Annotated in this window: 20 protein-coding genes; 2 read left to right on the top strand and 18 right to left on the bottom strand. The window is 66.5% G+C overall.

Going from position 1 to position 17,719, the window contains the following annotated elements:
* Positions 1-6: 6 nt before the first annotated feature.
* Both IE101_RS00805 and IE101_RS00800 read left to right on the top strand, forming a co-directional pair.
* On the top strand, positions 7-1,368 hold the full coding sequence (locus IE101_RS00805) for a pyruvate dehydrogenase complex E1 component subunit beta (RefSeq protein ID WP_189631906.1): 1,362 nt from the start codon (positions 7-9) through the stop codon (positions 1,366-1,368).
* A 10-nt stretch (positions 1,369-1,378) separates the two neighbouring features.
* On the top strand, positions 1,379-2,683 hold the full coding sequence (locus tag IE101_RS00800) for a pyruvate dehydrogenase complex dihydrolipoamide acetyltransferase (RefSeq protein ID WP_189631905.1): 1,305 nt from the start codon (positions 1,379-1,381) through the stop codon (positions 2,681-2,683).
* Positions 2,684-2,744: 61 nt separating this feature from the next.
* Here the strand turns inward: IE101_RS00800 and cysE are convergent, their stop codons facing one another.
* From cysE to IE101_RS19715, 18 genes are all read right to left on the bottom strand, one after another.
* Positions 2,745-3,557, bottom strand: coding sequence for a serine O-acetyltransferase (cysE, locus tag IE101_RS00795; RefSeq protein WP_189631904.1), 813 nt, complete (start codon positions 3,555-3,557; stop codon positions 2,745-2,747).
* Positions 3,558-3,629: 72 nt separating this feature from the next.
* Complete coding sequence (locus tag IE101_RS00790; RefSeq protein ID WP_189631903.1) at positions 3,630-7,523, bottom strand: baseplate multidomain protein megatron; 3,894 nt, start codon at positions 7,521-7,523, stop codon at positions 3,630-3,632.
* Positions 7,524-7,964 (bottom strand): NlpC/P60 family protein, encoded by a 441-nt coding sequence (locus tag IE101_RS00785; RefSeq protein WP_189631902.1) that lies wholly within the window; start codon positions 7,962-7,964, stop codon positions 7,524-7,526.
* Positions 7,961-8,845, bottom strand: coding sequence for a phage/gene transfer agent baseplate hub protein (locus IE101_RS00780; RefSeq protein WP_189632699.1), 885 nt, complete (start codon positions 8,843-8,845; stop codon positions 7,961-7,963). Before IE101_RS00780 ends, IE101_RS00785 begins: the two co-directional genes overlap by 4 nt.
* Entirely contained in the window at positions 8,845-9,477 is a 633-nt protein-coding gene (locus IE101_RS00775; protein ID WP_189631901.1) for a DUF2460 domain-containing protein, read from the bottom strand. The genes IE101_RS00780 and IE101_RS00775 overlap by 1 nt, the downstream gene beginning before the upstream one ends.
* 15 nt (positions 9,478-9,492) lie before the next feature.
* The gene (locus IE101_RS00770; protein ID WP_189631900.1) at positions 9,493-10,125 is read right to left on the bottom strand and encodes an RcGTA-type gene transfer agent tail tape measure protein; all 633 of its coding nucleotides are present in this window, start codon (positions 10,123-10,125) and stop codon (positions 9,493-9,495) included.
* Complete coding sequence (locus IE101_RS00765; protein ID WP_189631899.1) at positions 10,112-10,333, bottom strand: rcc01693 family protein; 222 nt, start codon at positions 10,331-10,333, stop codon at positions 10,112-10,114. The genes IE101_RS00770 and IE101_RS00765 overlap by 14 nt, the downstream gene beginning before the upstream one ends.
* Positions 10,330-10,650 (bottom strand): gene transfer agent family protein, encoded by a 321-nt coding sequence (locus tag IE101_RS00760; protein ID WP_189631898.1) that lies wholly within the window; start codon positions 10,648-10,650, stop codon positions 10,330-10,332. Before IE101_RS00760 ends, IE101_RS00765 begins: the two co-directional genes overlap by 4 nt.
* Positions 10,650-11,063, bottom strand: coding sequence for a phage major tail protein, TP901-1 family (locus tag IE101_RS00755; protein WP_189631897.1), 414 nt, complete (start codon positions 11,061-11,063; stop codon positions 10,650-10,652). The genes IE101_RS00760 and IE101_RS00755 overlap by 1 nt, the downstream gene beginning before the upstream one ends.
* Positions 11,064-11,135: 72 nt before the next feature.
* A complete protein-coding gene (locus IE101_RS00750; protein WP_189631896.1) occupies positions 11,136-11,528 on the bottom strand; it encodes a DUF3168 domain-containing protein in 393 nt (130 codons plus the stop codon).
* Entirely contained in the window at positions 11,525-11,863 is a 339-nt protein-coding gene (locus IE101_RS00745; protein ID WP_189631895.1) for a head-tail adaptor protein, read from the bottom strand. The genes IE101_RS00750 and IE101_RS00745 overlap by 4 nt, the downstream gene beginning before the upstream one ends.
* Positions 11,860-12,456 carry a head-tail connector protein gene (locus tag IE101_RS00740; protein WP_189631894.1) on the bottom strand — a complete coding sequence of 199 codons (597 nt, stop codon included), beginning with the start codon at positions 12,454-12,456 and terminating at the stop codon, positions 11,860-11,862. The genes IE101_RS00745 and IE101_RS00740 overlap by 4 nt, the downstream gene beginning before the upstream one ends.
* Positions 12,457-12,600: 144 nt before the next feature.
* On the bottom strand, positions 12,601-13,812 hold the full coding sequence (locus IE101_RS00735; protein ID WP_189631893.1) for a phage major capsid protein: 1,212 nt from the start codon (positions 13,810-13,812) through the stop codon (positions 12,601-12,603).
* Between the two features lie 26 nt (positions 13,813-13,838).
* The gene (locus tag IE101_RS00730) at positions 13,839-14,420 is read right to left on the bottom strand and encodes an HK97 family phage prohead protease (RefSeq protein ID WP_189631892.1); all 582 of its coding nucleotides are present in this window, start codon (positions 14,418-14,420) and stop codon (positions 13,839-13,841) included.
* 2 nt (positions 14,421-14,422) lie between these two features.
* Positions 14,423-14,671, bottom strand: a complete 249-nt coding sequence (locus IE101_RS00725) for a GTA head formation protein, RCAP_rcc01685 family (RefSeq protein ID WP_189631891.1) — start codon at positions 14,669-14,671, stop codon at positions 14,423-14,425.
* The gene (locus IE101_RS00720; RefSeq protein WP_189631890.1) at positions 14,668-15,843 is read right to left on the bottom strand and encodes a phage portal protein; all 1,176 of its coding nucleotides are present in this window, start codon (positions 15,841-15,843) and stop codon (positions 14,668-14,670) included. The genes IE101_RS00725 and IE101_RS00720 overlap by 4 nt, the downstream gene beginning before the upstream one ends.
* 127 nt (positions 15,844-15,970) lie before the next feature.
* The gene (locus tag IE101_RS00715) at positions 15,971-17,269 is read right to left on the bottom strand and encodes a DNA-packaging protein (RefSeq protein WP_229803982.1); all 1,299 of its coding nucleotides are present in this window, start codon (positions 17,267-17,269) and stop codon (positions 15,971-15,973) included.
* Complete coding sequence (locus tag IE101_RS19715; RefSeq protein ID WP_229803981.1) at positions 17,262-17,591, bottom strand: hypothetical protein; 330 nt, start codon at positions 17,589-17,591, stop codon at positions 17,262-17,264. The genes IE101_RS00715 and IE101_RS19715 overlap by 8 nt, the downstream gene beginning before the upstream one ends.
* Between the last annotated feature and the right edge of the window lie 128 nt (positions 17,592-17,719).

The raw sequence follows: 17,719 nt of genomic DNA, 5'->3' as shown, positions 1-17,719 counted from the left end.
CGACGAATGGCTACGCAAGTTCTGATGCCCGCGCTCTCCCCCACGATGGAGGAAGGCACGCTGGCCAAATGGCTGGTGAAAGAGGGCGATACCGTCAAATCCGGCCAGATCATCGCCGAGATCGAGACCGACAAGGCCACGATGGAATTCGAGGCCGTCGATGAAGGCATCGTCGGCAAGCTGCTGGTCGCCGAAGGCACCCCCAGCGTGAAGGTGAACACCCCCATCGCCGTTCTGGTCGAAGAGGGCGAAAGCGCCGATGCGGCCCCTGCCCCGGCGGCGCCCGCTGCTGCGGCCCCTGTGGCGGCGGCACCTGTCGCTGCGGCCCCGGTCGCCCCGGTGGCGGTGGTGTCCAAAGCCTCGGCCGATTGGCCGGAAGGCACGCCGATGAAAACCATGACCGTGCGCGAGGCCCTGCGCGAGGCCATGGCCGAAGAGATGCGCGCCAATCCGGGCGTCTTCCTCATGGGGGAAGAGGTCGGCGAATATCAGGGCGCCTACAAGATCAGCCAGGGCCTTCTGGATGAATTCGGCGCCAAGCGCGTGATCGACACGCCGATCACCGAGCATGGTTTTGCCGGTCTGGCCGTGGGGGCTGCCTGGGGCGGTCTGCAGCCGATCGTCGAATTCATGACCTTCAACTTCGCCATGCAGGCGATCGACCATCTGATCAACTCGGCCGCCAAGACGAATTACATGTCGGGCGGTCAGCTGGGCTGCCCGATCGTGTTCCGCGGCGCCAATGGTGCCGCCGCCCGGGTCGGCGCGCAGCACAGCCAGGACTATGCCGCCTGGTATGCCGCGATCCCCGGTCTGAAGGTGGTGATGCCCTATTCGGCGGCTGACGCGAAGGGCCTGCTGAAACAGGCGATCCGCGATCCGAACCCGGTGATCTTCCTTGAAAACGAGATCCTGTATGGCCGCTCGTTCGAGGTTCCGGCACTGGACGACTTCACCATCCCCTTCGGCAAGGCCCGCATCTGGCGCGAAGGCACCGATGTGACCATCGTCTCCTTCGGGATCGGCATGACCTATGCGCTGGAAGCGGCCGACAAGCTGGCTGCCGACGGGATCAGCGCCGAAGTCATCGACCTGCGCACCCTTCGCCCGATCGACTATGACACCGTGCTGGCCAGCGTGATGAAGACCAACCGTTGCGTCACCGTGGAAGAGGGCTTCCCCGTGGGGTCCATTGGCGATCACCTCGCCTCGACCATCATGCAGCGCGCCTTCGACTATCTCGATGCGCCGGTGGTGACGTGCACGGGCAAGGACGTGCCGATGCCCTATGCCGCGAACCTTGAAAAGCTCGCCCTGGTGACGACTGCGGAAGTGGTCGAAGCCGTGAAATCCGTCTGCTATCGCTGAGGTCAGGGACATGGCTGTAGAAGTACTGATGCCTGCGCTTTCCCCCACGATGGAGGAAGGCACGCTGGCCAAATGGCTGGTGAAAGAGGGCGACACGGTGAAATCCGGTCAGGTGATCGCCGAGATCGAGACCGACAAGGCCACGATGGAGTTCGAGGCCGTCGATGAAGGCGTGATCGGCAAGCTGCTGGTAGCCGAAGGCACGGCGGCGGTGAAGGTGAACACCCCGATCGCGGTCCTGCTGGAAGAGGGCGACAGCGCCGACGCCACCGTTGCGGCCCCTGCGGCTGCGGCTGCACCTGCTGCGGCCCCTGTGGCGGCGGCACCGGCGGCTGCGCCGGTGGCTGCGGCCCCGGCGGCGCCCATGGCGGGCGGCGCGCGGGTCTTTGCCTCGCCGCTCGCACGGCGCATCGCGGCGGACAAGGGTCTGGACCTGACCTCGGTCAAGGGTTCGGGTCCGCATGGGCGGATCGTGAAGGCCGATGTCGAGGGTGCGGTTGCTGCACCCAAGGCCGCGACCCCGGCAGCCGCTGTCGCCGCGCCGGTCGCTGCTGCGGCCCCCGCCCCAGCGGCGGTTGCGCAAGGCCCGTCGTCGGATGCCGTGCTGAAGATGTATGCCGACCGCGCCTATGAGGAAGTGCCGCTCGACGGCATGCGCCGCACCATCGCGGCCCGTCTGACCGAAGCCAAGCAGACCATCCCGCATTTCTACCTGCGCCGCGAGGTACAGCTGGATACGCTGATGGCCTTCCGCGAACAGCTGAACAAATCGCTCGAAGGGCGTGGCGTGAAGCTGTCGGTCAATGACTTCATCATCAAGGCCTGCGCGCTGGCGCTGCAAGCCGTGCCCAATGCCAATGCGGTCTGGGCCGGCGACCGGATGCTGAAGCTCAAACCCTCGGACGTTGCGGTGGCCGTGGCGGTCGAGGGTGGCCTGTTCACCCCCGTGCTGCGCGATGCCGACAAGAAATCGCTCTCGGCCCTGTCGGCCGAGATGAAGGACCTGGCCACCCGCGCCAAGACCAAGAAGCTGGCCCCGCATGAATATCAGGGCGGCAGCTTTGCGATTTCGAACCTTGGGATGATGGGGGTCGAGAACTTTGACGCCGTGATCAACCCGCCGCATGGGTCGATCCTGGCCGTGGGCGCCGGGGTGAAGAAGCCCGTCGTCGGCAAGGATGGCGAGATCAAGGTCGCCACGATGATGTCGATGACGCTCTCGGTCGATCACCGGGTGATCGATGGTGCGCTGGGGGCCGAGTTCCTGAAGGCGATCATCGAGAACCTCGAAAACCCGATGCTCATGCTGGCCTGAGCCCTGCGACAAACGAAAAAGCCCCGGAGGAAACTCCGGGGCTTTTTGCTGTTCTGGATCATCAGTATTGGCAGTTCTTGAGGCGCTGATCCATCGTCAGCGCGGGCTGGGAACAGCCCGCCTCGCCCACCACCTTGGCGGGAACGCCTGCCACCGTGGTGCAGGGCGGAACATCCGCCAGCACGACCGACCCCGCCGCGATGCGCGAGCAGTGGCCGATGCGGATATTGCCCAGCACCTTGGCCCCGGCGCCGATCAGCACGCCATCCTCGATCTTCGGATGACGGTCGCCATCTTCCTTGCCAGTGCCGCCCAGCGTGACGGAATGCAGCATCGAGACATTATCGCCCACGACCGCGGTTTCCCCGATCACGATGGAATGGGCGTGGTCGATCATGATGCCCTTGCCCAGACGGGCAGCGGGGTGAATATCGACGCCAAACACCTCGGACACGCGCATCTGCACGAAGTAAGACAGATCGTGCCGCCCCTGCCCCCAAAGCCAGTGGCCCACACGGTAGGCCTGCACCGCCTGATAGCCCTTGAAGAACAGGATGGGCTGCAGATAGCGGTGGCAGGCGGGATCACGGTCATAGACCGCCATCAGATCGGCCCGCGCCGATTGCCCCAGCAGCGGGTCGGATTGATAGGCTTCATCCGCGATCTCGCGCAGGATCTGTTCGCTCATCTCACCCGAGGCGAGTTTCAGCGAAAAGCGATAGGCCAGCGCGCGTTCCATCGTCGGGTGGTGCAGCAGGCTGGAATGGACCAGCCCGCCCAGAAGCGGTTCGACCGCAATGGCGGCGACCGCCTCGTCACAGACGCGGGACCAGACGGGATCGAGGGGGGCTACCTTCTGTTTCGTCTCGGCCATGGCCAATCTCCGATCGTTTCTCGGCACCCAGTATAGCGCGAAACGGGAAAACAGCCAGCCCCCCGCCGGGGGTCAGAGCAGGACATCCCGCCGCGCCGCAGGCCCCGCGCCAAAGCGGGCCGAAACCTGCGCGACCTCGACCGTCACCGTCCCTGCCACGCCATCCGCCGCACGCTCGGCCGCGGTATAGGTCCAGCCGGGTTGCGGAACCTGGACCGAGCGGAGGCGCGTTCCGCCCTGCCAAAGCTCGATCTGATAAAGTTCGCGGTCCTCGCCCAGGGGAACTTCGGGCGAAAGCCAGCTATCGCCATCGATCCGCGTACGGCGCACCCAGGTGAAAGTCAGATCCCCGCCGTTCTCCGTCATCCGCAGATGCACCGGCGCATAGGGCCGCAGCCCCACACCCGCAAAGGAGCGTTCCACGTGCACGACCGTAGGGTCATCCGTTCCCCGCGCCGACAGGCCCACCCGGTAGTGTCGCGCAAGCCCCCGCGCCGAGGCCGCAAGGTCAATCTGCTGCAGCGCCCGGTCCAGAAGCACGATCTGGCTGCCCACGGGCCAAACCGCAGGCATGATGCCATCGGTCCCCGCCTGCCCCCGCAGCCGCAGCGACAGGTCATAGGTCTGAGGCCCCACCAGATCGGCGCGCGCGAATTGCAGCACCTCCCAGATGTCGGTGTCGGGGTTTCCAATCGCAAGGGCATTGGCCCCGTTCAGCACTGCCCGCTGCCCGGCCGAGGTCAGCACCCCCGACCCCAGCCGCACCCGCAGCGCAGGCCCCCGGTCCCACCGCCCCGGCGCGGCGGCGGCAAGCGGGGTCAGCGTCCGCCCCACCGTGGCCGACACCGTGACAGACAGGTTGGGCCGATAGCCCGCATCTTCATCCGAGGACCAGAGCGTGACCGGCCCGCGCCAGGGCCGCGCGGAAATCGCCAGATGCGGCGCATGGGGGGCCTCATCCCCCGTCAGAAGCGGCAGGTCCAGGAACACAGGATAGACCGGCAGCGGCGGCACGAAGGCGCGCGGGGCCACCGGCTCTTCGGGGAAATCACCGGGTCGATAGACGGAAGGGTCGGTCCGCAGGGCCTCAACCATCAGGGTTTCGGCCTGATCCACCCGGTCAATGCGGTAATGTGTGCCCGCATGTGTCACCACGTCCCCCGCACCAATATGCGACAGGCTGGGCGGCAGGGCAAAGCGCAGGCTTTCCCGCGCCAGCCGCGCCTCGGCCAGCCAGCGTTCCGCGATGGTCACGCCTTCGGACCCGGTCAGGGCGAGGGCAAGGTCGGTCTGGGCAATACCAAGGTTCTGGTTATCGGCCAGACGCGCTTCGGCCTGACGCATCTCGTAGTCACCCGCGGCCTCATAATGGCTGATCATCACCCGCCCGGCGAGTTCGACCTCGGGGCTGCGCGTGGCCTCGGTCACCGCTGAAAGATCCGGTGCCAGCGCCAGCCGCGCGGGGTCAAGTACGGCGACGGCCCGCCCTGTCCGCATGCGGAATTGCAGGATGCCGCCCCGGTCAACCGCATCGAACCCATAGGCGAGCATCAGCGATTGCAGCCGCGCCCGAGCGGGGCCGACATCCTCGGCCACATAGCCGCGCACCACGCCGCGCAGGCCCGTGACATCGATCTGCGTCAGACCGGCTTGTTCGCAAAGCTCGGCCACCACGGCGGCCAGGGGCTGGCTGCTGGCCCGCCCGGTCAGCCAGTGACCGCGGGCGTAATTGTCGCCATCCGTCCAGATGTCAGACCGGCTGGGGAAGGCCGGAAAGGGCCGCGCATCCCAGGCCCAGGCATGCGCGCGCGCCCAATCAACCATCCGCCCGGAATAAAGCGTCGAGGCCGGGTTATGGGCCGGATCGGTCCAGAACTCCGCCATGGCAATCAGATATTGCATCTGCATCAGATCATCCCGTCGCCCCGACGAATAACGCGGCAGCATGGATTCCGACGATTTCGGATCAAGGAACTTGTTGGGCTGGTTCGCCCCCTTGTCGATGGCCGCGCAGCCATATTCGGTAAAGCGAATGGGTTTGGACCCCGGCACCCAATCGGTGGGCTGGGTCAGCCTTTCGCCATTGATGCGGTTGTGATGGGGAAGCGACCACCACGATCGCAGATCCTTGTAGCGAAAGACCCAGGGTTCATCATGGGCGCCATCGGTGATGGGGGTGCGGATCTGCGCATCCGCCGCCTCGGCGCTGTCGTAATACCAGTCGAACCCCTCGCCCCCGGCGATATTGGCCTTGAGATATCCCAGATCATGCACCGATCCCCAGCCGGCATCGGCATGGCGGTCGCCGTCGCGCCAGTCGGCAAGGGGCATGTAATTGTCGATGCCGATGAAATCGATATTGGGATCGGACCACAGCGGATCGAGATGGAAATAGACATTCCCGTCAACGTGATAACCGAAATACTCTGACCAGTCGGCCGCGTAGGAGATCTTGGTGCCCGGCCCCAGAATGGCGCGCACTTCGGCCGCAAGCTGGCGCAGGGCAACGACCGCCGGAAAGCTGTCCCCCGCGCCGCGGATCTGCGTCAGTGCGACCATTTCGGAGCCGATGCAGAAAGCATCCACCCCACCCGCTGCCGCGCAGAGATGGGCATAATGCAGGATGAAACGGCGATAGCGCCATTCCGCCGGACCACCATAGGTGACGGTTTCGCCCGTGGTGGCAAAATGCCCCGGCTGGGCGCTTCCAAAGAACGCCGCAACCTCGGCCGCCGCCGCCGCGCTGCGGTCGCTGCTGCCTGCCTGCCCCGGCGCGCGGTTCAGCGTGATGCGCCCGCGCCAGGGCAAATCGGGCTGATCGGCGGCATCCGACCAGGGGTCGGCACGCCCGTTTCCGGCCAGCTGCTCCATCAGGATGAAGGGATAGAACATCACCTCGCGCCCCGAGGCGCGGATCGCGCGGATCGCCTGAATGACCGAGGCGTCCGAGGGCGTGCCGCCATAGACTGAGGCACCGCTCACCTGCGGCACGACCTGCGCGGCGGCGCGGTCGATGCCACCCGCCCGCCAGACCTGACCCCGGCCTTCCTCTTGTAGCTGTTCGACCTTGGGCTGCACCTCACACTGCCCGCAGCGCAGATCATTGCCGAACCACGACACGACCAGCGAGACCGACCCGCATTTCGGCAGATCAGTCTCCAGATTGTGCAGCGAGGCGAGCAGATCCGGCGTTTCGCGGGCCGAGTTCATATTGGCGCTGCGCGTGGCATCATCGCCCGCGCCGTAATGCACCGGGGTCGTCGCCAGTGCGAATTCCCCGGTACCGGGGATAAGGGCCACCCCCCGCACAGCCTCTTGCAAGGTCGTCACCTGATCTGCCAGCGCGCCCTGAGCGGGGCGGATCACCTCAAACGACAGTTGCGGCACGCGGTTGCCAAACCGGCCAAGGTCCAGATCCTCGATCACCACATAGGCGATGCCGCGATAGGCGGGGGCGGCATCTGCGCCCTCGACCGCCTCGATACGAGGGTCGGGCAGCTGGCTTTCGCTGCCGGTATAGACCCGCAGGTTCAGTGTTCCCGGCGCAATTTCCGCACCATCAGCCCAGATGCGGCCGATGCCGGTGATCTCACCCGCACACAGCGCGACGGCAAGGCTGATGGAATAGCTGTAGGTCGTGGTTTCAGGGCGCGGAACGCCCTTGCCGCCGCCTTGGGTGCGGCTGCTTTCCTGAAAGCGGGTGGCCCAGATCACCTGACCGGACACGCGCATCCGCCCGAAGACCTGCGCCACCGCAGCGCCGTCTGAGGCGCCCATCAGCCGGAAACGGTCGATGCGGCCGATCTCGACCGCATCGCTGCCCCCGCCCAGGATTTTCTGGTCAATCACCCGGCCCAGGGTTGCCCCCACGGCCCGCCCGATCACGGCCCCTGAAAGGCCCAGCACCGTGCCGCCAAAGCCCGCACCCAGCGCGGACCCGGCCGCCGAGAGAAGAAGGGTCGCCATTCACTGTTGTCCTTCCGGAAAAGCAAATCGTGCCACGATGCGCCGCGCCCAGGGGCCGCTCAGCGGGCTTTCGATGACGCCATGCCCGGTATAGGCATGGATGAAGCTGGGTTCCGGGCCGATGCGGCCCTGAATGCCCAGATGTTTGGCAATGCCCGCATCCCGCATCCGGAACAGCAGCACATCGCCGGGCGCGGCGTCCGGCAGCGCGCGCGGGATCAGGTGGCGCCGCGCGGCAGTCAGCAGCAACTCGGCCCGCGCAGGTTCGGCCCAGTCCTGCGTATAGGCGGGCACATCTTCAGGCTCGGCACCGTAGAGCACGCGCCAGACCCCGCGCAAAAGGCCCAGACAATCCGTGCCGGCCCCAAGGGTTGAGGCCTGGTGCAGATAGGGCGTGCCGATCCAGCGCCGCGCCTCGATCAGAGCTGCATCGCCCCTCATCGCCGCAGGCTCCCACCATCATTGACCGTGGCCGAAGTGGGATAGGCAGTCAGCCAATCTTCGCCCGGAATATGAGGAAAGCCCCGAAAGTTGAGGAAATTGTTGAATTTTTCACGGCACGTTTCGGCCCGTCTGTCGCAGCCAGCCAAAAGCTGCATCTCATCTTGCGGGGTGACAGCCGCGCCCAGATCCTGCCAAAGCTCGATCACGCGCTGGCCATCCTGATCCAGCCGATCCGATTTGATGATGCCGCGCAAGCCCGCCGCTGCGCCCGATTTGGCGATCAGCGTGCCCCGGTCGAACCAGCGCGCCGCGAATTCGGGCAGCGGGGGAAACCGGAACAGGCGCTGCCCCTCGACGGTGACGGGTGTTGCAAGGGTGGCAAAGCCCGGCTGAGTCAGATCAAAGCCGCAGCCCGCGCCCCCCAGCACCGCGCTGCAGCTGCGCTGATAGACGCGGCCCTGCGGTTGGTTCAGGCGTTCGGCCAAGCCCCGCAACTCTGCCGTGAAGCTGCCGCCGCTGCGGGTAATTTCGCCCACCGTGCCGCGAAATTGCACGCTCCGTTCCCCCACATCTGCCCAGTTGACCAGCCAGGCGATGACCTCGGCCCCGTCATAGCGGCCTGCGATGATGTCCGCCTCGGTGATCGCAGCATCGCTGAGCGCGCCCATCGCCTCGGTATTGTCCACCGAAAGCCCGGTCGTCTGCTGCAGCGCGCGGGCGGTCAGGCCGGTATCGGCGCGAAAGAAGTAGCCTTCAAAGGCCAGATCGCGGTCATGGTCGGTAAAGCCCAGCACACGACCATCGCGCCGGATCAAGGCCCAGGCGCGGCAGATGGTGGTGGTGCCAGTGGCGAGATGCGCCTGAAGCGCCCCGCCCATCATACCCGCACCTCCACCACCGGCACATTGGGCACATCCCCCGCCTGAAACGACGCGACCGAGGTCTGGATGCGGTCGGTATCAAACCGCACCGGCACGTCGAATTCAAAGCCCGCCCAGATCACCGCCCCTTTGGCGGGCGGTGTTTCGAAGGTAATCAGGCCGCTGCGCGGATCGACCGTCACCTCCTGGCCCATGACCTTTTCATCCCGGTCCAGCGCCACGAGAACCGTGCCCTGCACGGGTTTCTGAACAGGCCGGGCATAGGCCTGCCCGCCAGAGCGATAGGTCTTGATCAGCTGAAATTCGGTCCGCAGCCCATTGCCCACGGCGATTTCCTGATCAAAGGCCGTCACCGGCTGCGAGGCGCGGCCGGAACGGTAATCCGACCAGTCCTTCCAGCGAAAGCCGAACATCTGGCCGCGCCGCGCCTCGAAAAACGCGATCAGCGCGGCGATGTCATCCAGCGACCGCATCCCCACACCCGCATCATAGCGGCGGCGCGAATGTTCCCAAGGCGTGTTGCGCTCTTCAAATCCATTGGCCAGCATCACGATTTCCGTGCGCCGTTCCGGCCCGCCGACCGAGCCGAAGCTCAGGTTCGCGGGAAAGCGGATTTCGTGAAATCCCATGGTCCTCTCCTGTCCTCAGCGGTTGCGCTGCCCGCGGGCCAGCGCCCGCGAAGCCTGCGCCGCGATCTGCGCCTGACTGCGCTGGAACCCCTGCACATCGGGGGTCTGAATGTTCATCACCACGGTGAGAGGGCGCCCTGCCGCGCTGGACGTGTCCCCGGCAGCGCGGGCCACAGGGGCCAGCGCCTCGGTCAGCGCGCCGGGCGCGGGGCCGCGCAGCGCCACAGGGGCAGCCATGGCGACGGCGCCGCCCTTGGCAAAGGGCTGAACGCGCGCCTCGGTAAAACCGCCGCCCTTGGTCATGGGCAGGATGCTGCCCATCACGCCGTTCAGCCCCTGCGCCAAAGCCCCGCCTACCGCCGATTGGACCGGGCGCATCGCCACGTTGTAGACGGTATCGACCATCGACTGCGCGAGACCGCGCAGCGCATCCGAGGCCTTCATCCCGTCAAACACCATGCCGTCAAAGGCCCGCCGCACCCCGCGCCCGAGGCCCGAGGCAAGCCGGTCCACCTCGGCGCCCGTGAAGGTCAGGCTTTCGCGCAGGCGGCCCAATTCTCCATCAAAGGCCGCGATCCCGCCCGCGGTCGTGCCCAGCGTCGCCTCAAGCGCGGCGATCTGATCCTCCAGATTTTCACGTTGCACCATCGGATGCCCCTTTCGTCACATCGGGAAAGGCGCGGGCAAGCTCTTGCAGCCGTGCCCGCGTCAGGGGGGCCGCCGTCACCTCGGCCCCCAACATGATCCGCAGTTCCACCGGCGACAGTCGCCAGAAGCGGTCAGGCGTCAGGCCCAGCCCCTTCAGCCCGGCCTGCATCAACCCCGGCCAATCCAGCCTGCGCGGTGCTTCAGTCATTCGCCCCCCGGCAGCGCGAAGGCCCGTGCCAGCAGCTCGGCCGCGCATTGCATGGCCTGCAGCGGCGATCCGGCGATCTCGGCCCCGGCCAGATCGACGGCAGAGCCCTGCCACCCCCCGCCGCGCAACCCCGCAAGGATCACCGCCAACACATCACGGGCACTGAAGCGGCCTTTCTCGAACCGCTCGACCAGATCGACCAAGCCCTCGCCCTGAAGGCTGCCCTCAAGCTCTGCCAGCGTGCCCAACGTCAGCTTGGCCACATGGCGCTGCCCGTTGATCTGAAGCGCCACTTCTCCGGCCCAAGGGTTCACCATCAGAGCGCCGTGAACGTCAGGACACCGGCCGAGGCGAGCGTCAGCTCATAGGTCGCCTCGCCGTTGTGGCTGCCCGCATATTCGATGCCGGTGATCTGGAACGGGCCTTCAACCACCCCGAAACCGGGGATCACGACCTGGAAATCCGGCACCTCACCGTCGAAAAAGATCTGACGGGCGCGTTCGTCGGTATTGGCATCGCGAAAAACCCCGGCGCCCGAGATCGAGGCCGAACGCACCCCCGCGCCCGCCAGCAGCTCGCGCCAGCCGCCCTGGCTTTCGAGGCTGGTGACATCCACCGTCTCGGCGTTGAAGCTGATGCGCGTGGCGCGAAGCCCCGCGATGGTTTCGAACTGGCCGCTGCCGTTGATGTCGATCTTGACCAGCAGGTCCTTGCCGTTTTGTACCGCCATGGCGATCTCCGTTTGCAGGAATGAAGGCGGGGCCACAGGGGCCGCGCCACAAAGCCGATGAGTTTCGGGGGCTTACCCCTCGATCCGGGCGGCAAAGCGCAGATCGATCCGCCGCGCCGCGCCCTGATCCAATCGCCGCGCCTGCGCCTTGAGAAACCGCAGCCCGACCAACCGGCCACGGCCAAGCGTCAAGGGCGCCCCCACCAGCGCATCCGAAACGGCCACGGCGGTTTCCTTGGCCTGCAGGAACCCGGTGGCGTCCGACAGGATGCTGACAACAAAGCGGTGTTCTGCCCCCGGCCCGGTGATGTCTGACGCATCGACCACCTCTTCGGGGCCCAGCAGGATGAAGGTGCCAAGCCCTGCCCCCGCAGGCAGCGCGTCATGCACCGCAACCCCCGGCAGGGCCGCGACGAGGCGCTGGAACACGGCGGCCTGCAACGCCGCAGCCGAGCCATAGCTCATGTCGGGAACTCCTCTTTGGTGATGCAGAGCAGATAGCGCCCAGCCGGGTCCGCTTCGGTCACCGACAGAATGACGAAGTGGCGGGTGCCGCTCGTCAGGCGCTGGCCCGGCACGGGGCGGGCAGTGGCACCCGGCGGGGCGGCCCGCAGAATGACCCGGTGCAGGGTGGATGAAAGGCTCACCTCCTCGCCCGCGGCATTGCGGCCCGCCCCGGCCCGCATCTCGGCCCAAAGCTGACCCAGGGCCTGCCAGCTGTCTGAAAAGCCCCCGGCGCCATCGGGCAGGCGGACGCGGGTCTCAAGCGTCAGCGCGCGGTTCAGGCAGGGGGCGATCATGCGCCAAGCCCCCCCAGCACGCGCACATTGCGCCAGCGTTCGATCAGCGCCTGGACCCCGTGGGGCAGCCCGGGTTGCGGGCCTCCGTCATGGCGCGTCTCATACTGGGTCGCGGCCAAAAGCATCACCGCCTGCGCCAGATCCGCCGGCAGCGCCGCCCAGGTCGCGCCGAACCCGGCTGTAAAAACGATCTCGACCTGGCCATCGGTCGGCACCGTGGGCAGCCGCATCCCCACCGCCACCAGACGCGGCCTGTGGGCATCAACCTGCAGCTTGTAGCGCGCCGGCACCACCACCGTTGTCCCGCCCTGCGCATCGACCACCGTCACACTCTGCACCGCAGTCACCGGCGCCAGCGGCAGGGCCTGCGCCGACGCATCGCGCCAGTCCGGAAGGACCAACTTGAAGCTGCGGGTCAGCAGCGCCTTGCCGATCCGCCCCTCGATCGCGGCCATGGCCGCCCGCAGATGGCTTTCGATCAGCCCGCTTTGCAGGCCATCATCGCCAAAGCCGGTGCCAAGGCGCAGATGTTCGCGAAAGGCCTGAAGCGGCAGCGCCGATTGCGGCACCGTCGTCTGTTCGGTCAACATCATGTCTGTGTTCCTCGGGCCCCCATCAATCGCGGTCTGGACGCGCGCCCTGCGCCACTCGGACGGAGGGGGGAGCAGCTAGAAGGCGCATTGCAGGCGCGCGTCCACAGGCCGGGGTCAGGCGGACCCCGGCCATCCGGTGTCAGGTCAGGCCGTAGCGATCTTCAACAGCTTGATCGCCGCATAGTCACTGATGTCCCCGCCCACGCGCTTCGAGGCATAGAACAGCACATGCGGCTTGGCCGAGAACGGGTCGCGCAGCACGCGCAGATCGGGGCGTTCCGCGATGGTATAGCCCGAGGCGAAGTCGCCAAAGGCAATCGGATAGGCATTGGCCGCGATATCGGGCATGTCCTCGCAGATCAGCACCGGATAGCCCATCAGACGCGCAGGTTCCCCCGCCGCCAGACCATCCGACCACATGAAGCGCCCATCGGCATCCTTCATCTTGCGCACCGCGCCCGCGGTTTTCGAGTTCATGAGGAACGATGCATTGGCGCGATAATCCGCCCCCAGCGCATAAACCAGCGAGATGATGCAATCCGCCGCATTGGTGGTGGCGAAATCCGAGGCCGCGCCCGTCGGCACATAGCCGAGGTTCCCCCAGGTCCAGCTGGCATTGGCAACCTTTGGCGGCAGCAGGATGCCCTTGGGCTTGTCCACGCCGTCGCCGTTGATGAAGGCCGCCGATTCCGCGCGGATGAACCGGGTCGCGATCTTGGTGGCCAGCCAGCCTTCCACGTCAAAGGCGCTGTCATCCAGAAGCCGCTGGCTGGCCTTCGGCATGGCCGAAAGTTCGTGCAGCTTGATCGAGATGCGCTCGATCGCGGGGGTCGCCGTTTCGGCCTGCGACGTGGTCTCGGTCGCCCAGCCCGAACCCACTTCACTGCGGTCGATCAGCACATCGAAGGTCGGCCCATCCACCTGCACCACATTGGCCACTGCGCGCAGGCTGGCGGTCGAAACCAGCATCGAACGGATGGTATCCGAGGTGCGCGGATCGACCAGATAGCCGCCATCGGCCGCCACGGCGGTGGACATGGCCTTGCCCTCCAGCACCAGGCCGCGCAGACCATCGTCATCGCCCGAACGCAGATAAGCGTCAAAGGCCTTCACATGGGGCACCTCCACCTCGGTCGAGGTCGACAGCGCAGGGCGCCCAAAGGTCATGGTTTTCCGATCCAGCATGGTCAGTCGCTCTTCCTGATGTTGCAACGCAGATTTAACTTCTTCCCGGAAGGAATTGATTTCCCTTAGGAACCCCGACATGGCGGTCACTGCATCCGCCGCCGGGTCCGGCCCCTCCATCCGCATAAGTCCGGACAAGCCTTCCCCGGTCCGAGAGTCACGCTCGGTCATGGTCTTTTCCCCGCTCTTTGAAATCGTCAGGCCGACGAACGCCCGGGCCCGGTCAGGCGCGCATGGTCGATGACCTGCGCCAGCCGCCGCCAGGTGTCCTGCCCGGTTTCGGACTTGGCCGAAACCCGTGCCTCGGGCAGCATGGGAAATGTCACCAGCGACACTTCCCACAGTTCCAGTTCCGCAAGCTGCCGCCCGCCTTTGGCGTCGCGGTCCGCCCGCAGGGTGCGATAGCCGATGGACAGCCCGTCCATCGCCCCCGCCGCCACCAGAGCCGCGGCCTCGCGCCCCTTTTCCACTTCGGTCAGGATGCGGCCCTTGACCCAAAGGCCTGTCGCATCCTCGCGCACCTCTTCCCAGATGCCGATGGGCTGCATGGGATCGTGCTGCCAGAGCATCCGCACCCGACGCCCCGACGCCTTCAACCGCGCAAGCGACCCGGCATAGGCCCCGCGCATTACCACATCGCCCCCCTGATCCCGTTTGCCGAAGAGGCTTGCATAGCCCTCGATCACCTGCCCGTCCTGCAGCTGCAGCGCCGGGCCTGCGCCGCCCTCGGGCCCGGCGAACTTGCGTTCGGGGGCGCCATATCCGTGAACATATCCCATGCCTACCTCATCGCCGCTTTCAGCACCGCCTCGGCCCCCTGCGCCAGCAGAAAGGCCGCAACCCCGTACACGCCCAGCCAGATGCGCTTTTCCAACCGCTCCAGCGTGCCCTCGATCTGGCCCAACCGGTACTCCAGGCCGTTCCAGCGTTCCTCGGCGACCCGCTCATTCGCTTCGATCCGGGCATGGGCCGCCTCAAAACTGTCATAGAGAAAGCGCGACCCGCCGGAACTGCGGTCCCGCGTGCTCATTCCTCCTCCGCAAGACGCGGCAGACCCAGCAGGGCACGCTTTTCAGCCTGGGTCAGGAAATCCGCCGCCCCCACCCGCGCCCATTGCTGGTCACGCTCGGCCGCCAGCGCGGGCACCTGATCCAGATCGGGTTTCAGCTCGGCCGACATCCCCGACAGCCGTTCCAACCAATGCGAAACCGAGGCCATGACCTTCGACACCAGCGGCAGTACCGTCAGGCGATAGAAAGCCCGGTTCGCCTCCTGATAATTGGCATAGGTGGCATCGCCCGGAATCCCGATCAGCATCGGCGGCACACCAAAGGCGATGGCGATCTCGCGCGCAGCCGATAGCTTGGTTTCGTGAAACTCCATGTCCGAGGGGCTGAACCCCATCGGCTTCCAGTCAAGACCACCTTCCAGCAACATTGGCCGCCCGGCATTGCGCGCGCCCTGATGGTTGCTCTCCAACTCATCCACCAGCCGGTCATATTGATCCTGGCTCAGCGTGCCCGCACCCTCGGGGCCGCGATAGACGATCGCCCCCGAAGGCCGCGCCGCATTGTCCAACAGGGCCTTCGACCAGGCCGAAGCACTGGAATGCACATCGATCGCCACCGCAGCCGCCTGCAGCGGGGACAGGCCATAATGATCATCCTGCGGATGAAAGCTGCGGATATGGCAGATCGGCGCCGCACCGCCCGACATATCGAACCGATGTTTCCGCCCGCCGACCGTATAGTCATAGGCCACCGGCCAACCATCGGCCCCCGGCACAAGGCTCATCCGGTCGCTGCGCAACACATGCAGCTCGGCCGGCAGATCACCGAGGCCCGGCACCGCCTCCAGATAACCGTTCCCCGAAAGCAGGATCTGCGCATAAAGCGCCTCGAAAAGATCTGCCCGCCCCTGCGCCGGGTTCGGCTGCCGGATCAGATCCAGCATCGGATGCACCTCATAGCGCCGCTCGGCATCCTGCAGGATCAAGGGCAGCGCCGCCGCCGCCTCGGCAATCAGCTTGACCGCCCGAAAGCCCACCGGATTGCCCTGAAACCCGTGTTTCACCAGGCTCACCGTGTCCCGCGCGCTCCAGGCCACACGGCCCGCATTGCCAAAGGCCACCACCCGCCCCGTTACCGAGGCCTTCTGCTCCGGCGCCGCCTTTTCGGCGCGCCGCAGGAAATCGAACACCATTCCGCTCTCCTTGATCCCGGGCAAAGCGCTGCCCCGGCCACCGCATCAGGGGTAGCCTCGTCTCGGTTTGATCCTTTTCATCTTGGCCCAAATATCCCCGCCGGAGGCATCCGGCCGCAGGCCGGACCTACAAGAGCCGCACCTGCGGGCGGCGCAACGCCCGCCCCGGCTCCACCATCAGCGCCGTCAGCGCCCAGACCAGCGCATCAACCCGGTCGGGCGACCCCCGGCCCTCATAGCCACGCAGGGTCATGCGGCACATCTGGTCCTCCAGCCGGGCCAGACCACGCAGATGACTGACCCGCCCCTGCTCATAAAGCGCCGCAATCGGTTCGGCCCGCGCGACCTTGCCTTTGCTCGCCCGCACCGCCCGGAACGGGATCAGCGGGTCCACCTGGCGGATCACGCTTTGCACCAGATCGCCGCCCTGGTTCACCTCGGCCACCAGACGTTCGGCGCCGTGACGCTCCATCGCCGCCACCGCCGCCCGCGCCCAGGCATCGGGCGAGGCCCCCTGCACGCTCGCATCCTCCAGCACATAGGCCTGCCAGTCCTGCACCGGCCCCTCGGTCACCGCGCCCACGACCACGATGCCGCATTCGTCCGACCGGCCATGGCCCGTGACGGGCGGGTCCACCGCCACGATCACCCGGCTCAGGGGGGGCACCTGGTCGACCCGGCCACGCTCCAGCATGGCCGTGGTCCAAAGCGCGCCCTCCGCATCCTCCAGCAGCGTCCCCTCCAGCTCTTGCTGGCCCAGACGCGTGCCGCCATAGCGCGCCTTCACCTCCTCCAGGAACGAGGACGCCAGATAGGCGCGGTTCGCATCGGTCGGCGCATGGGTCACCACGGTGGACGGGTTCCGCAGGATCGACTTCAGGACCGCCACATTCTTTGGCGTCGTCGTCACCACCTGCTGCGGGTTCGGCCCCAGCCGCAGCGCGAACTGCAGCTGATCCCAGGTTTCCTCGGCCTTCTTCCACTTGGCCAGCTCATCGACCCAGGCCGCATCGAATTGCGGCCCGCGCAGGCTTTCGGGCTCATGTGCCGAAAAGACCTGCGCCACCGCGCCATTCGGCCAGACCAGCCGCTTACGCGTGGCCTCCCATTGCGGGCGGCGGTCGGGGGGCGAACAGGCCAGAATGCCGCTGTCGCCAAAGATCATCACCTCGCGCACCTGATCGATGGTTTCCCCGACCAGCGCCACCCGCGTGGCCCGCCCCGGATCGGTGGGGCCAGCCCCCTCGACCATGGACCGCACCCATTCGGCGCCCGCCCGCGTCTTGCCCGCCCCGCGCCCGCCCATGATGACCCAGCTTTTCCAAGCCCCCTCCGGCGGGAGCTGATGCGGCAGTGCCCAAAACTCGAACATCCAGGGCAGCGCCAGCAGCGCCGCATCGCTCAGACCGTTCAGAAACTCATCCACCGTGTCCTGCGTCACGGAGGCGAGCCAGGCGGCGCCCGATTTCAGACCTTGCCGCGGCGAAATCCAATTCTCCGGCGCCTCCTGCGACCCCGGCAACCTGCTTGCGGAGTTTGTCAACCCGTGTCCTCTCATCCATGACCAACTGAAAGGCGGCGCGCAGGTCGCGGGCGGCTTGCATCGCCGCCTTGACCTCACCGAATTCGCCGTCCCGCACCCTGCGGGATGCTTCGGCCAATTCCAGCGCCACCTCTCGATACAGATCTTCCGATGCCTTCAGCAAAGCCTCCGGCCCGTGTTCCCCGACGGAGAATTCAATTCCCATCCTGTTGCCGCCCGCCTCTCATGCCTCCGCACGAGTGAAATGCAAAAAGCGACGAGCCGGGTGCCACCCCGATCCGTCGCTCTCACTTTTCATCTAGCCCGACACCATCTCTAGCCACATCGGGACTG

The sequence above is a fragment of the Gemmobacter lanyuensis genome, assembly GCF_014652355.1.
Classification (GTDB): domain Bacteria; phylum Pseudomonadota; class Alphaproteobacteria; order Rhodobacterales; family Rhodobacteraceae; genus Gemmobacter; species Gemmobacter lanyuensis.
The sequence above is the reverse complement of the archived record's forward strand: the minus strand, read 5'-3'. Positions and strand labels throughout refer to the sequence as shown.

Excerpts from the sequence above, each read along its gene's own strand:
- IE101_RS00805 (WP_189631906.1), top strand. The coding sequence starts at position 7 with ATGGCTACGCAAGTTCTGATGCCCGCGCTCTCCCCCACGATGGAGGAA.
- IE101_RS00800 (WP_189631905.1), top strand. The coding sequence starts at position 1,379 with ATGGCTGTAGAAGTACTGATGCCTGCGCTTTCCCCCACGATGGAGGAA.
- cysE (WP_189631904.1), bottom strand. The coding sequence starts at position 3,557 with ATGGCCGAGACGAAACAGAAGGTAGCCCCCCTCGATCCCGTCTGGTCC.
- IE101_RS00790 (WP_189631903.1), bottom strand. The coding sequence starts at position 7,523 with ATGGCGACCCTTCTTCTCTCGGCGGCCGGGTCCGCGCTGGGTGCGGGC.
- IE101_RS00785 (WP_189631902.1), bottom strand. The coding sequence starts at position 7,964 with ATGAGGGGCGATGCAGCTCTGATCGAGGCGCGGCGCTGGATCGGCACG.
- IE101_RS00780 (WP_189632699.1), bottom strand. The coding sequence starts at position 8,845 with ATGGGCGGGGCGCTTCAGGCGCATCTCGCCACTGGCACCACCACCATC.
- IE101_RS00775 (WP_189631901.1), bottom strand. The coding sequence starts at position 9,477 with ATGGGATTTCACGAAATCCGCTTTCCCGCGAACCTGAGCTTCGGCTCG.
- IE101_RS00770 (WP_189631900.1), bottom strand. The coding sequence starts at position 10,125 with ATGGTGCAACGTGAAAATCTGGAGGATCAGATCGCCGCGCTTGAGGCG.
- IE101_RS00765 (WP_189631899.1), bottom strand. The coding sequence starts at position 10,333 with ATGACTGAAGCACCGCGCAGGCTGGATTGGCCGGGGTTGATGCAGGCC.
- IE101_RS00760 (WP_189631898.1), bottom strand. The coding sequence starts at position 10,650 with ATGGTGAACCCTTGGGCCGGAGAAGTGGCGCTTCAGATCAACGGGCAG.
- IE101_RS00755 (WP_189631897.1), bottom strand. The coding sequence starts at position 11,063 with ATGGCGGTACAAAACGGCAAGGACCTGCTGGTCAAGATCGACATCAAC.
- IE101_RS00750 (WP_189631896.1), bottom strand. The coding sequence starts at position 11,528 with ATGAGCTATGGCTCGGCTGCGGCGTTGCAGGCCGCCGTGTTCCAGCGC.
- IE101_RS00745 (WP_189631895.1), bottom strand. The coding sequence starts at position 11,863 with ATGATCGCCCCCTGCCTGAACCGCGCGCTGACGCTTGAGACCCGCGTC.
- IE101_RS00740 (WP_189631894.1), bottom strand. The coding sequence starts at position 12,456 with ATGATGTTGACCGAACAGACGACGGTGCCGCAATCGGCGCTGCCGCTT.
- IE101_RS00735 (WP_189631893.1), bottom strand. The coding sequence starts at position 13,812 with ATGACCGAGCGTGACTCTCGGACCGGGGAAGGCTTGTCCGGACTTATG.
- IE101_RS00730 (WP_189631892.1), bottom strand. The coding sequence starts at position 14,420 with ATGGGATATGTTCACGGATATGGCGCCCCCGAACGCAAGTTCGCCGGG.
- IE101_RS00725 (WP_189631891.1), bottom strand. The coding sequence starts at position 14,671 with ATGAGCACGCGGGACCGCAGTTCCGGCGGGTCGCGCTTTCTCTATGAC.
- IE101_RS00720 (WP_189631890.1), bottom strand. The coding sequence starts at position 15,843 with ATGGTGTTCGATTTCCTGCGGCGCGCCGAAAAGGCGGCGCCGGAGCAG.
- IE101_RS19715 (WP_229803981.1), bottom strand. The coding sequence starts at position 17,591 with ATGGGAATTGAATTCTCCGTCGGGGAACACGGGCCGGAGGCTTTGCTG.